The organism is Undibacterium sp. Dicai25W, assembly GCF_049340505.1.
In the GTDB taxonomy this organism is placed as follows: domain Bacteria; phylum Pseudomonadota; class Gammaproteobacteria; order Burkholderiales; family Burkholderiaceae_D; genus Undibacterium; species Undibacterium jejuense.
On the sequence record NZ_JBMPOQ010000021.1, the window covers coordinates 44,269 to 58,723 of the forward strand.

Here is a 14,455-nt window from a genome sequence, read left to right on the forward strand (position 1 = left end):
TTGCCACTTTCACGTAGGAGAATTCTATGTTGGGCAAAAAACTTTATCAATTGGGGGCGATTGCGGTACTTCTGTCTAGCTTATGTGCATGCCAAAGCTGGGGAGTCGGCGCTGTTAAACCCGGACAAACTGAAGCCGAAGTGATTGCGCAATTAGGACAACCCACGCATATTTACCGTCATGGCGACCAACTCACACTGGAATACATGCGCGGCAGAATGGGCCAGGCGACCCATATGGCGATCTTTGGTACAGATGGTAAGCTCATCTCTTACCAACAGGTTTTAACGATGGAAAATTTTTCGAAGATTACCGTTGATGTATCCAATAAAGACGCCGTATTAAGACTCATTGGCGCACCTAGTCTGACTAATTTCTACTCCAGAACCGGACTAGAAGCCTGGTCTTATCCGTTCAAGCAAGACGGCGCATGGAATTCTCTGATGGCGGTGTATTTTGACAGTAACGGTATCGTCAGAAAATTAGAGAACGGCCCCGATCCAGCATTCGACCATGAAGAACGGGGACGTGGCAGAGGCCGCTGACAATGCTACAGTTAATCAATTCGTGAACAGCTAATTTGCCGGAAGCTGCCGCCATTGATTTGCACTGAACGACCAGAATCGGAGACGATTTCTACGGGCAAACTAAAGCCTATACTCGTGCTGATGTCAGCATAGTTTTCCCATTGTAGTTTGCCATAGTTGACGGTGCCATTGATCACCCGCCCCGCGGTACGGATCTGAATTTTTTCTCCGCCGTGTTTATAGTAGAGAGAAAATTTTCCGGTATAACCTGGACATTCAAATTGCGTCATCGGTGCTGGTGCCGGAATAAAACTCTTACCAAAATGCGTGAACACAAAAATCATTAAACCTGTTAGACATAAGCCGCCGATGAGCAGGCCATTTTCACGCAATTTGCGGATTAGACCTGAAGCTTCCGATTGTTCCTCGATAGATTCGTCACCGTCTTCATATTCATCTTCTTCTGACTCATCTTCGTTGATTTCATCAACGTCTGTCTTTGCGGAAATTGCTGGTGTAGGGAACACTTGACCTTGTGTTTTTTCAGCATTCAAACTAATCACACTATGTTCTGCTGCAACCGCATTTAAGGCAACAGTGGGCAATTCTATTGACGTTTCATGGTTCCTGGTTTGTTCTTCTTCACTGACTTCAGATTCAGCTACGGGCTCCACAGTCTCTGGGTAGTTGACTGCAACTGGCGTTTGCGTCATCGCTAAAATTCGCGCCGACATATCTGCTTTTTTATGGCTGTCCAAATTGATGCCCCACGCCTGCCTCAACTCTTTTACGATGCGGCTTTGCATCAAAACAAATATAGCGCACAGCAAAGGCATAACGATCGTCAGTCCTGGCGATTGGGTATTGATCCAATCTGCAATCAATGGATCAGCAACCGCAATATCCCCTGCGATCCAACCTAATAAAGCAGCCACAGCTGGAACCAAAATCGGGTAACGGTTCAATAAACCAGTAACAAACAGGCTGCCATACATCAATAAGGGGATACTCAACAACAAACCGAACACTAAAAATGAGACATTATCTTGTGCGACCGCAGCCAGCGCGACCACGTTATCCATGCTCATCACCAGATCAGCAACCACCACAATGCCAACCGTAGACCATAAACGGTTTGTCGCATCCTGTTCAGATTCATGATTGAAGGTTTCACCATCTAGGCGATTTTGCTCGTCATCCACCAGCAACTTGAGCGCGATATACACCAGCGCGACGCCACCGATCAGGCGTAAAGAAGGCACCTGTAACAAGAAGCTGACGACCGTGGTCAGAACCACTCGCAAGAAAAACGCAAACCCAGTTCCCAGCAGAATCACCTGACGCATTTGCTTTTGCGGCAAGCGGCGACACGCGAGTGCAATCAACACAGCATTATCACCGCTCAATACCAGATCGAGAAAGAACACCTGTAGCGTCATTGCTATCGCGTGCATGATGCCATCAAATCCCATCACTTCTCCTTTGGATTGCCATCATCAAAACATGTCTCATGTAAAAATTCCTGCTATCCCGGCATAGAGCCCAAAACCTGCAGTCAAGAGAAAAAGTACCGCCACCAGTTTTGCGTAAAACCCTTGTAAGCGCAACGCTTGCGGCAGCTCTGTACGGGCCAGAGAATACAAAAATCCTAGTACGATCGGCAACAAGAGTGCATTAATCACACCTGTCGCAATCGATAAATGAATCAAATTAATGCCAGAACAAACCAGTAAGCCGCCAGCGACTAACATGACAGAAAATGCCACGTAAAACCATGGTGCCTCCCGAGGATGTTGTTCCAAAGAGTGACGGACACCAATCACTTCACCGACCGACCATGCAGCCGTCAGGCACACAACAATGGTAGCGACCATAGCGCTGCCAGTCATGCCAATCACAAATACAATATGCCCGACCGTGTGTCCCAGGACTGCCGTAAAAGCGTCGGCAATTTGCGGCACGGTTTCCAATGTCACGCCATGTTGACCAAAAGAAGCGGCGGCGGCCACCAGTACCGCAGCCTGCACTAATTGGCACAAGGTTGCCCCGATTGCCGTTTCCGTTCTGGCAATTTTTAAATGCGATAATGACAAGCCCTTATCAAGCAGCGCAGATTGCTGATAAATCAAGGTCCAAGGCATGATGCTAGTCCCCAGATTGGCCGCCATTAAATACAAAAAACGGTTATCTCGCATCGGCATTTCTTGCATTTGCTGTACCAGTAACGTCATATCCGGATGGGCTTTCCACGCCACCAACAAAAATGCCAACCCAAACAAACCAAACAAAATAGCAATTTTTTCAACGGAGCGGTACGAGCCCGTCCACATCATCGTAAAGATCAACACCACCACGATAGAAATGGTTTGCCAGATCGGAACGTTTAATAACTGTCCTGCCCCAGCCAACCCACTCATCTGCGTCAACAAAGCACCAAAACAACTAATGATCAGCGTCGACAAAGACAGAAAAGCCATTCCACGTCCAAAGCGTTGACGAATTAGCTCGCCGTAGCCTTTACCCGTTCCCAATGCCAACCTGATCGATAATTCTTGCGCAATATAAAGCAGAGGAATCAGTATCACTTGCATCAATAGCAAACGATAACCCCACTCAGCTCCGCTTTGCGCAGCGGTAATCAAGCTACCGGCATCGGCGTCAGCGAACATCACCACCAAGCCGGGGCCGACCGTCATGGCGATGCGTAAAAAGCGTTTGCTGAGACTAGCTTGCGTTGACATCTGACCTGTTAAAAAGGGAAAGCCGGAAAAATAAAAAACTTTAATGTCCAGCTATTGATTAACGCTTCGCATTCGGCGCCTCTACCGGGCCAGTTTTGAAATTGCGTAAGAATTCCGCATCTGGCGACAACACCAATGTTGGCGCAGAGTCAGCCAATGACGTGCGGTAGGTTTGCAAAGAACGATAGAGTTTATAAAACTTAGGATCTTTACCGAAGGCGGCCGCAAAAATCTGATTCGCCTGTGCATCGGCTTCACCACGTGTGATATTACTTTGACGTTGCGCTTCCGACAAAATAATCGCCCGCTCACGATCGGCGGATGCCTGAATTTGTTGCGCCCATTCAAAACCCTGCGCACGCAATTCTTTGGCTTCACGTTCACGTTCAGATTTCATCCGGTCATAAATCGCCTGACTCGTTTCCAAAGGCAAATCGGCGCGATGAAAACGTACTTCCGTCACTTCTATACCCAGGGGTTTAGCTTTTTCTATGACTTCTTTTTGGATACGTTCAACGATCTTAGGACGTTCTTTTGAGAGCAATGAGGGCAGCACGACCTGCCCCAATTCGCGACGTAGCGACGAGCTCACCAATTGAGATAATTGCGTACCGGCCTGATCAAAAGTACGTACCGACTGATAAAAACGCAGCGGATTCACAATACGGAAATGGGTATAGGTTTCGACTTCGATCCGTTTTTGGTCGCCCAAAATAACTTGTTCAGAACGCGGCGTCAGCGTCTGCAAACGACGATCATAGTAGATCACCGTATCAAGCATAGGAATCTTAGTTTTCAACCCCGGCTCACTGACGGCGCCCAAAGGTGCACCGAGCCGAACAACCAACGCTTGCTGATCTTCACCGACGGTATAAAACGCCGAAGATAACAATGACAAGCCGAGCAATACCGAGAAAGCAATACCGAGTCTGAGCGTATTTTTATTCATTTTTTAGTCTCGCCACTGGTTGCAGTATTGTTTGCATTCGTCGTGCTGTTCGCATTTTTTTCAGACACTGACATGTAAGGCACAACGCCAGAAACACCTTTACCGGAAGAATCAATGATCACCTTGCCAGATTTTTTCAATACCGCATCAACACTTTGAAGATATAAGCGCCAGGCGGTAACGTCTTTGGCTTGCGCGTAACTCTGATAAACCGACAAGAAGCTTTTAGCTTCACCTTCGGCTAAATTGACAGCCTGTGTTTTATAGGCTTCGGCATCCTGAATGATATGAGAAGCCTCACCACGTGCGCGCGGCAAAATGTCATTGTGATAGGCTTCAGCTTCATTACGCGCGCGCTCCTGATCGGCGCGTGCACGTTGCACATCGTTGAATGCATCGATGACCGCAACGGGTGGATCGACTCTTTGCAATTGCACCTGCGTGACGTAAATACCAGAGAGCTCGTTATCAAGCAGAACCTGCAATAGCTGTTTGGTTTCATCTGCAATTTGCTGACGCTTGTCAGACATTGCTGCCTGAATCGGGGTACGTCCAATCACCTCACGCAAAGCGCTTTCGGCAGCAATCTTTATCGCTTGTTCGGGATTTTTGATCTGGAATAAATAGCGCCCAGCATCTTTGACTTTCCAAAAAACCACGCAATCGGCTTCGACGATATTTTCATCGCCAGTCAACATCTGATCGTCATGCGAATTGGAACTATCGGCAGAACTTGCGCGTGTACGTCCCAACTTTAATTCATTGACCTGTGTCACTTTCGGAAAAAGTACGGTATCAAACGGATACGGCAAATGGTAATGCAGGCCAGATTCGGTGGTATCTATCCATTTGCCAAAACGCAGAACCACCCCTTGCTCTTCCGGTTGAACTTTGTAGATACCTGAAAATATCCATGCCACGCCGATTAAAGCGGCGATCAATCCCAAGCCCTTGGCATTGAGGGCAATATAAAACCGTGCAGCTTTCATCTGCACGGTTTGCATCAAAGTATCTACCTTCGATAATTCAGGTGACGCAGCTTGCTGCTCTTCGGGTGAAGCTGAAGACATGATGGATTCCGTTTCCTTGAAGCATAGAATGGTGACGAGCCACTATCATAAACAAAAAATCAATTAAATCGGGCAAAACAGGTGCTGGCCAATGTAAAAGCCGATTTTTTTCTGTTTATCGTAGGGAAATTCGCTTCCTGCACAGATAGCTTGCCAGACAACAGACTGATAGATCCTGCATGCCTTTCGATACCTTGGCGTGATGGATGTCAAACTATCTTAAGAGCAATCATCTTACTACCCTACTGTATCAGTGACAACCGGACAACAGTCCATTTGTGGTCTTGCCTTACTTGATCTTGATCAGGATCAAGTAAGCATTTCTATTCGCTGGCAATTATGTGGGCAGGTGCAACCCGCCAATTTCTGCCAAAACTAGGTGCGGCGCAGGTTGCGGCCACCGACAACTACTACATATATCAGCGATGTGATCACGACTAAACAGCAGCAAAGACGATCAAAAAATCGAGCGTGCCGTTAAGGTCGTAAAACGTTCTAAAGCATATGTCCCGGCTAAAGAATTGCCAGTCGCATCCAATCCTGGCGACCACACGGCAACCGCCAATTCTCCTGGTACCAAGGCAAGAATTCCACCGCCCACGCCACTTTTTGCAGGCAAGCCAACACGGTAGGCGAAATCTCCCGCGGCATCGTAGGTGCCGCAAGTCAGCATCAAAGCATTGAGGCGTTTAGCTGAACTTGGATCAAGAATGGAAGTATCGTTCCACGGAATCGTGCCGTGTTGTGCCAGAAAACTGCCAGCTTGAGCCAGTTCGGCACATGTCATGGTGATAGAACATTGGCGGCAATAGCTATCGATAACCAGATCGACCGGATTATGTAAGTTTCCAAAATCCTTCATCAGATGCGCTATCGCATAGTTACGGTGCGCTGTGGCGCGTTCTGACTCTGCGACAGCTGGGTCAAAATCAACGTTTGCCTGCCCTGAGATCATCCGGGCAAATTGCAACACAGCGATATCTGATTGCACAAACCGGGAAGACAAAATGTCACTGATTACCAAGGCACCAGCATTGATAAAGGGATTTCTGGGCTTCCCTTTTTCATACTCAATTTGCACCAAAGAATTAAACGGATTACCTGATGGTTCTCGCCCGACACGCGCCCAGATGCTATCGCCCTCGCGTGAAAATGCCAGCGCCAGTGCAAACAGCTTGGTAATACTTTGCAATGAAAACTTCTTTTCGGCATCGCCAATGGCGTAAGTAGTGCCATCAAGGCAATAAATCGCCATGCCGAATTGCTGCGGATCAATGGTCGATAACTGCGGAATATACGATGCTACCCGACCTTGAGACAGGAGCGGCTGCACTTCGGCATAAATGGTTTGCAATATAGCTTGGTAATCTGGGTTCATTCCATTGGATCTTTCTTTGCAAATTTTGACGGCCAACATCAACGATCAAGATTGATACCGACGACTTGCAAAGTATCCCATTTAACTACAAATTTTATTTCGAAATCTCTGGATTAGCGCCTGTAAAAAATTCTGTTTATACCAAGCTTTCCAGTGTAAAACCTTCATCAAGCCAACCGGTAATTCCACCAGGCATCGTTTTAACTGCTCTGCCTAGCTTCGCCAGTCTGATCGCACCTCGGATTGCACCATTGCAGTGGGGGCCGGCGCAATAAGTGACGAACAATGTGTCTTCTGGATATTCAACGAGTTTCGAAGTAACAATTTTGCCGTGCGGCAGGTTAATCGCCCCAGCAATATGCCCTTTTGCATACATACCAGGACTGCGTACATCGAGTAACACGAAATCTTGATTGTCGCTGGTCAGCGCATCATGAACGTCCCAGCAATCGGTTTCAAATTCGAGTAATGCAGAAAAATGCGCCAATGCGGTCACACTATCAGCAGCAGCAACTTCAGTAACAAAAGACATAGACTGACTCCATAGATTCAATAAGAGCAATGATACGTAAAATCTTTTAGCGCTATTATCATAACAGCAGATTTTGCCAAGAAATTATTTGCAACACAAAACCTTTCGCTGATATGGAACAGAAACCTACAACCAAATCGGGTATATCATCGTGCAAATTTTAATAAGTCGCTTTGACTAACAACGCATGGGCATTTTTTACACACCAATTGATGCTGCCTTTGATCTGCTGATGATTTTGTTGTCAGTTGTTGTGCTGTTCCGAGAAATTAAACATATCCCCTGGAAACTATGGCGAGAACCCGGCGTATTTTCGGCGTGGTGCGCTAGCCTGATTGTGTTGACGTTAGTTTGGCGTATGCGGGTTCATGTGCAGGCAGATTTGCATTTGCACTTACTCGGCGTCGCTATTCTGGCATTGATGTTTGGACGCGCATTGGCGTCTTTTGGGGCTGCCTTAGCGGTGATCGCTTATACCGGTGAATACGACGGGCTATGGCTTAACGTCGGCACCAATATCATAATGCTGGCAATTTTCCCGTGCTTTCTCAGCGATTTAATACTCAGAAAAACCCAACGGTATTTACCGCAACACATGTTTGTCTATTTGTTTGGAAATGGCTTCTTCGGTGCATTTTTTGTCAACGCAGCGACAGGATTATTTGCAATCACTGCGCATAGTCTTTTATTGCCCTCCCCTCCCACATCAAACGATGCGTATGCTTACATGCTATTGTTAGCGTGGGGTGAGGCATTTCTGGTTGGTTTTCTGATTACTATTTTTGCGGTGTATAAACCGGCATGGGTCTTCACCTTTGATGACCAGATTTATTTGCGTGGAAAATAAAAAACGCGCCGTAACGACGGCGCGTTTTTATAAGCTCAAATCATGCAAACACTTCGTTAGCTAAGTTCAGCGAACCACGCACCAAATGGAGGTAAGCTTAATTGCGTACCGTTTAAACTTCCGGGTAAACCGACTGCGTCCAAATGTGTTGCACCTTCAACTTCAGGCCAATCAAATGCCACAGTCTGAGCGCTCAGATTAAACGCCGCAACGATACTTTTGTGCCCAGCCAGATCACGTCGTACCGCTAGGACAGGTTCCGGCGCATCGTAAAAGAAAATATCACCCAGACTTAACTGAGGATAATGCTTGCGCCAGTGCAGGATGTGACGTGCGTAATTCAAAGCAGAATCAGCTTGTTGATCCTGTACATTGGCAGCATTCAATGCGTGTTCTGGCGGCACCGGTAACCACGGTTTGGCACTGCTGAATCCTGCATATGGTTCAGAGTCACTCCATGGCATCGGCGTACGACAACCATCACGCCCTTTAAATTCCGGCCAGAAGGTGATGCCATACGGATCTTGAATGTCCTCGTAAGCGATGTTCGCTTCTGTCAGCGCCAGTTCATCACCCTGATACAAACAAGGTGTGCCTTTCAATGCTAATTGCAGGGCTAAGATCATCTTGGCAAATACTGGGGTAGGATTTTTTCCACCCCAGCGCGACATGACGCGCACGACGTCATGATTACCCACCGACCACGATACCCAACCACCTTTGACACGGGCTTCAAAGTCTTCAACCTGAGCGCGGATGTATTGTGCAGAAATGTCTGCCACCAGCAAATTAAAGCTATACGCCATGTGCAACTTATTATCATCCGCCGTATATTCTGCCATGACACCCAGGGAATCATCTGCCCCGACTTCGCCAATAGCGATAGCGCCATATTCATTCAACAATCCACGGATTTTTTCTAAGAACGGTAAATTTTCTGGCTGCGTTTTATCGTAGATATGTGCTTGCATACCGTAAGGATTGGTATCTTGTACGGTCTTGGTATCACGATTGGTTGCTGCTGGATTATTACGCAACTGCCTGTCATGAAAATGGAAATTGCACGCATCCAAACGGAAACCATCCACACCGCGTTCTAACCAGAAACGCATACTATCCAGATGTGCTTGCTGCACTTCCGGATGATGGAAGTTTAAATCGGGCTGACTGACTAAAAAATTATGCATGTAGTACTGACGTCGACGCGCATCCCATTGCCAGGCCGAACCACCAAACACTGACAACCAATTGTTTGGAGGTGTGCCGTCAGCTCGTGGATCAGCCCAGACATACCAATCGGCTTTAGGATTATCACGACTCTGACGGCTTTCTACAAACCATGGATGTTGCTCGGAACAATGCGACAGCACCTGATCTATCATAATTTTCAAGCCAAGCGCATGCGCGCGCTCGAGTAGCTGATCGAAGTCTGCCAGCGTGCCAAATAGTGGATCGACATCGCAGTAATCGGATACGTCGTAGCCAAAATCTTTCATTGGCGATTTGAAAAACGGTGAAATCCAAACGATATCGACACCCAATGAGGCAATGTAATCAAGCTTAGCAGTTATGCCTGGTAAGTCACCTATACCATCACCATTACTATCAGAAAAGCTACGTGGATAAACCTGATAAATTACTGCCTCGCGCCACCATTGTGACGCAGGTTTTAATGCTGTTTGAGTAGTCAAAGTAGTCGACATTATTATCCGGAAAAAATTTCAAATTTCAATTTGTGCTGTCAGTGCCAGCGGCTAATAACTTTTCCGTGAGCATCGCTGATACGCCAAGAAAAGCAGGATACTCGGCAGTAATTAAATACGTAGGAATTTGCGCGAGATAATCTGAAAAGCGTCCTTTTGCTTCAAAACGCTGGCGGAATGCCGACTCAAAAAACAACGAACCGAGCTTAGGCACGATACCACCGCCAATATAAACGCCGCCTGTGGCACCCAGAGTCAATGCCAAATTGCCTGCAACCGTTCCCAACATAGCACAAAAATGTTCTACCGCTTGCACGCATAAAATGCAGGATCCATCAATGGCCTGACGACTGATTTCTGCGGCAGATAAGTTATTAACTGGCGCCATTCCTTGGACCTTCTGCAAACTGCGATACAACAATTCCAGTCCCATGCCAGAAATCAAACGCTCCGCCGACACATGGGGAAACTCTTGCCAAATCACTTCAAGAAGGTCCGTTTCTACTTTATTCGCAGGAGAAAAACTGACGTGCCCGCCTTCACTACTTAAAGGTATCCATTGATTCCCATTTGGAATAATACCGGATACACCTAAACCTGTTCCTGGTCCTATCAGCCCGATGACCCTGTCTTTTTGTGCTACACCGCCACCCACTTGCACCCGTTCATCAGGCTCCAAATGCGGCAGCGCTATTGCTAATGCGGTAAAGTCATTCACGACCACCAGGGTTTGCAATTGCAAGGATTGCTTTAAAGCACTGATAGAAAACGTCCAGTGATTATTAGTCATGCTGACCACGTCACCGTCTACCGGATTAGCAATTGCGATCGCCGCATGGTCAATACTGCCAGACCAGGCGCTTTTTACTTCGGCACTGGACAAATAATCATTAATTGCCAATTGGGGATCAGGATAGGCTGCACATGCCAGTACCGACACGGCGACAAAATGATGTGGCTCAAACTCTAACGCAAAGCGCGCATTGGTACCGCCTATATCTGCCAGCAAGCGCGGTGCATAGGAATGATGTGTTGTTAAATCGTGCACTGGATTTTCACCATCAATGTGATGTCTCTGTTATGTCTATGGTTATGGCAATGCAAGAATGAAGTTGGATTATTGCGCAGCCATATTTTATGTAATATTACTACATAGATTAAATCCAAAGTCTAACATTTTGTAGATTTATGAGTTAAAATTCACAAAAATATGAAGAATAATAATAAAATTTCTGCCATTAAGCAGTAAAACAGACAATTAATTAATGTAGTTGAACTACTTAATTTAGGAGGCGGTAGTGACTTTTAGCAATTCAACTGGCGTTGTTGTACCCGCTTCACATTTCCGCGAACCACCGACGACGCTTACCAACAAGTACTTGCTATCAGGTCTGCTTTTTACGGCGCTTAATCTGCTATTTGCGACACATAACGCTGATGCCGCCAAGCTTTCAGCACCAAGCCTTAGCGATTGCAATCAAGATCAATATCAAACCGTCTTAAGTAAAGCAACCCTTAACGCCAGCGCAGCACGAGCTTATTGGCTGAGCAGCGACACAATACGCTGGCCAGGTAAGTACACAGCCGGCAGCTTCCATTTGTATGCTTCCGATAAAGGACTACTCAACATACGCAACGGTGCCAAGGTAAAAGGCGCCACACAACACATCGATCTACAAATTGGCACGGGAATCAGAGCAACTCAGTCAGATGTACAGACTCGCTTTGCATTTACCGGAAAAGGTATCGAACTTCGATACACGCTCCCAACTGCCACACTGAGTCATTTATTAAAGCAACAGGTCGTATTGGTGCAGGAAAATGAGCAGGGCGATGTTATCGACTTTACCTATATCCAAATACCAGGAGTGTTAGACGATTTATATCTCGCAGCGAATACCGTCGAGGATTTAGGCGTCAAGGTAAGTCTGAATGCATCTGAAGGCAGGAGGCATATCAAAAAGCCGCCTATTTATAGTAAGTTCAAGCTATGGGCTCCAACTGCGCGCCAGATTGCTGTTTGCACCTACAACAGCGGCGACAGCAAGGCCAATGCCATCAAGACGATGACGTTTGAATCGAACACAGGCATCTGGGAGGCACTCGCTAATCAAGACTTATCCGGTCAGTACTATAAATATCTGTTGGATGTCTTCATTCCCGGTACTGGCTGGGTACGCAATGCAGTGACCGACCCGTATTCGGTGAGCCTGACGACGGATTCTAAACGCAGTTTTATCGCCAACTTAAATAGCAAAGCACTCAAACCGAAGGGCTGGGATGAACACAGCATTCCAAGTCGCGTACAGCATGCTACCGACATGTCAGTGTATGAATTGCATGTACGTGATTTTTCCGCCAACGATTTAACTGTCAGACCCGATTATCGCGGCAAGTATTTGGCGTTCACAGAGTACCAATCAAACGGCATGAAACACTTAACGGCGCTCAGCAAAGCGGGTATTACGGATATTCATCTGTTACCAGTGTTTGATATTGCCACTATTCCTGAGACGAATTGCAGCAATCCCAAGATCAGCGGCGCACCCGATAGCGAACAGCAACAAGCGATCGTTAATGCTCACGCTACAACAGATTGCTTCAACTGGGGTTATGACCCATTTCATTACAATGCGCCGGAAGGCAGCTATGCCACCAATGCCACCGATGGGGCGACACGCATTCTGGAATTCAGAAAAATGGTGATGGCCCTACATCAAGCCAACCTGCGCGTAGGCATGGATGTCGTCTACAACCACACTGCGTATGCCGGACAGCATGAAAAATCCGTTTTGGATCGTATCGTGCCAGGCTACTACCAGCGACTGAGCGCCAATGGAAAAGTCGAAGAATCGACTTGCCAGACCTGCGGCAATACCGCTACCGAAAACAATATGATGGCAAAATTAATGAGCGATTCGGTAAGCTTATGGGCGCGCGAATACAAAATTGATTCGTTTCGCTTTGACCTGATGGGACATCAACCACGATCGGTGATGGAAAAATTGAAAGCCAGTTTAGCCAGCGACAATGGACGCCCGATTTTTTTGATTGGCGAGGGCTGGAATTTCGGCGAAGTCGCCAACAATACGCGCTTTGTACAGGCAGCCCAGCTATCACTCAATGGAAGCGGCATAGGTACATTTAGCGACCGCGCCCGTGATGCCATACGCGGCGCGGGCCGGGATGATGATATCAACAGCATTGTCAACAATAAAGGTTACATCAATGGCCTGGCGGACGGGACGACACCACAACAAGTCGAGCAAACCTTGCGTGCGGCAGACATGATCCGAGTCGGGCTTGCTGGCACCCTCAGTGACTTTGAAATGGAAACTGCGCAAGGTCAGCCTCAGAAGCTCAAAGACATCAACTATAACGGGCAACCTGCGGGCTATGCCAGTGAGCCTGATGAAGTGGTTAATTACGTAGAAAACCATGATAATCAGACCTTATTTGATATCAATGCATTTCGCTTGCCTGTTACCACCAGCCACGAAGACCGGGCGCGCGTGCAAGTTCTTGGCTTGGCCTTAACGGCGTTTAGTCAGGGAATCGCGTACTTTCATGCTGGTTCAGACATCCTGCGCTCAAAATCCCTGGATGGAAATAGTTACAACTCCGGAGATTGGTTTAACCGTCTGGACTGGACCTACCAGGATAATTATTTTGGAACCGGCTTGCCGCCAAAACAAGACAATCAGGCACTCTACCCTTTAATGCGCCCGTTGTTAGTCAATGCTGACATTAAACCGAGGCCACAAGATATTGCGTTTACCCGTGACGCCTTCCGTGATCTGCTAAAAATACGCAGCAGCTCAAGTTTATTTCATCTCACCCAAAATACAGATATTAAAAAACGATTGCACTTCTATAACGTTGGACCAAACCAAAATTCATTGCTCATTATTGGTTTGCTGGACGGAGACCATTTACCGGCAGCGAATTGGAAATCAATCATTTATCTGATCAATGTCAGCCAGACAGAACAACACATAGAAATAAGCGAACTGCAACGCCGCCAGTTTCAATTACACCCTGTGCATCTCGATCCGCAAGCAGCAGATCAACGCATTAAAAAAGAAGCGAAATACTCAGGTCAAGACGGCTTCATGATTCCGGCCCGAAGTGTGGTGGTATTTGTCGAGAAAAATTAGGATAAACAATATCATTTCATCGTGATACCCGTAAAACTTGTACCGAGATACAGTTTATTCAATATAGTCCGGTTAGCGCTGCAAAAAATAGGTGAAATGGCATTTTTATCCAGCCCTTCAGATAAAAAACAAGTTAAATAAATACCACTTTGAGACAATTTAATCATAGCCACATGGAAGGAAACCAGAAAAACTAGTGCCCCTATAAGCCACCTAATAAAGAAAGATGATAATTTAACATTTATTTAATCAGGTAAAAGAACGCTTATTCGAAAATTACCTGTGTTTGCTACAAAAAATATGAAAACTTTTCAGCCATAAGGCGAAAATTTTCGCTCAACAGCGGTTATTATTAGCGCCTTCGTATTCTTAGATTGAGGAGACAGTCGGAATGGATTTTTCAGATCGCCAGCAAGAGCCGGGCAAGAAGTTCCTTGGCATGGGGCTGGTATTAGCATTTCACGTAGTGCTGTTGTATGCGCTGCTCAATGGCTTGGGGAACAAGATCGTTCAGATCATCCAAAAGCCCATGGAGACAAAAATAGTGGAAG

At 46.7% G+C, this 14,455-nt stretch carries 11 protein-coding genes; 3 read left to right on the top strand and 8 right to left on the bottom strand.

Annotation, left to right across the window (positions count from 1 at the left end):
• Nucleotides 1-26: 26 nt before the first annotated feature.
• Complete coding sequence (bamE, locus tag ACO0KY_RS17110; RefSeq protein ID WP_423048057.1) at nt 27-545, top strand: outer membrane protein assembly factor BamE domain-containing protein; 519 nt, start codon at nt 27-29, stop codon at nt 543-545.
• Between the two features lie 11 nt (nt 546-556).
• Here bamE and ACO0KY_RS17115 read toward each other — a convergent pair whose 3' ends face one another.
• The 6 genes from ACO0KY_RS17115 to ACO0KY_RS17140 form a co-directional block, all read right to left on the bottom strand.
• Nucleotides 557-1,999 carry a TerC family protein gene (locus tag ACO0KY_RS17115; protein ID WP_423048059.1) on the bottom strand — a complete coding sequence of 481 codons (1,443 nt, stop codon included), beginning with the start codon at nt 1,997-1,999 and terminating at the stop codon, nt 557-559.
• A 36-nt stretch (nt 2,000-2,035) separates the two neighbouring features.
• Nucleotides 2,036-3,268 (bottom strand): NRAMP family divalent metal transporter, encoded by a 1,233-nt coding sequence (locus tag ACO0KY_RS17120; protein WP_423048061.1) that lies wholly within the window; start codon nt 3,266-3,268, stop codon nt 2,036-2,038.
• A gap of 58 nt (nt 3,269-3,326) precedes the next feature.
• Entirely contained in the window at nt 3,327-4,217 is an 891-nt protein-coding gene (gene hflC / locus ACO0KY_RS17125; RefSeq protein WP_423048063.1) for a protease modulator HflC, read from the bottom strand.
• Complete coding sequence (gene hflK, locus ACO0KY_RS17130) at nt 4,214-5,287, bottom strand: FtsH protease activity modulator HflK (RefSeq protein WP_222613187.1); 1,074 nt, start codon at nt 5,285-5,287, stop codon at nt 4,214-4,216. The genes hflC and hflK overlap by 4 nt, the downstream gene beginning before the upstream one ends.
• Nucleotides 5,288-5,744: 457 nt before the next feature.
• Nucleotides 5,745-6,665 carry a glutaminase gene (locus tag ACO0KY_RS17135; RefSeq protein WP_423048066.1) on the bottom strand — a complete coding sequence of 307 codons (921 nt, stop codon included), beginning with the start codon at nt 6,663-6,665 and terminating at the stop codon, nt 5,745-5,747.
• A 136-nt stretch (nt 6,666-6,801) separates the two neighbouring features.
• Entirely contained in the window at nt 6,802-7,197 is a 396-nt protein-coding gene (locus ACO0KY_RS17140; RefSeq protein WP_186914025.1) for a rhodanese-like domain-containing protein, read from the bottom strand.
• Between the two features lie 187 nt (nt 7,198-7,384).
• On the opposite strand from ACO0KY_RS17140, the gene ACO0KY_RS17145 reads away from it, so the two are divergent.
• A complete protein-coding gene (locus tag ACO0KY_RS17145; RefSeq protein WP_423048068.1) occupies nt 7,385-8,044 on the top strand; it encodes an energy-coupling factor ABC transporter permease in 660 nt (219 codons plus the stop codon).
• Nucleotides 8,045-8,100: 56 nt separating this feature from the next.
• Here the strand turns inward: ACO0KY_RS17145 and ACO0KY_RS17150 are convergent, their stop codons facing one another.
• Together ACO0KY_RS17150 and ACO0KY_RS17155 are read right to left on the bottom strand one after the other, a co-directional pair.
• Entirely contained in the window at nt 8,101-9,747 is a 1,647-nt protein-coding gene (locus tag ACO0KY_RS17150) for an alpha-amylase family glycosyl hydrolase (protein WP_423048070.1), read from the bottom strand.
• Nucleotides 9,748-9,772: 25 nt separating this feature from the next.
• The gene (locus ACO0KY_RS17155) at nt 9,773-10,795 is read right to left on the bottom strand and encodes a glucokinase (RefSeq protein WP_423048072.1); all 1,023 of its coding nucleotides are present in this window, start codon (nt 10,793-10,795) and stop codon (nt 9,773-9,775) included.
• 250 nt (nt 10,796-11,045) lie between these two features.
• Here ACO0KY_RS17155 and ACO0KY_RS17160 point away from each other — a divergent pair, with 250 nt between their 5' ends.
• Entirely contained in the window at nt 11,046-13,904 is a 2,859-nt protein-coding gene (locus ACO0KY_RS17160) for an alpha-1,6-glucosidase domain-containing protein (protein ID WP_423048074.1), read from the top strand.
• The last annotated feature ends 551 nt before the right edge of the window (nt 13,905-14,455 follow it).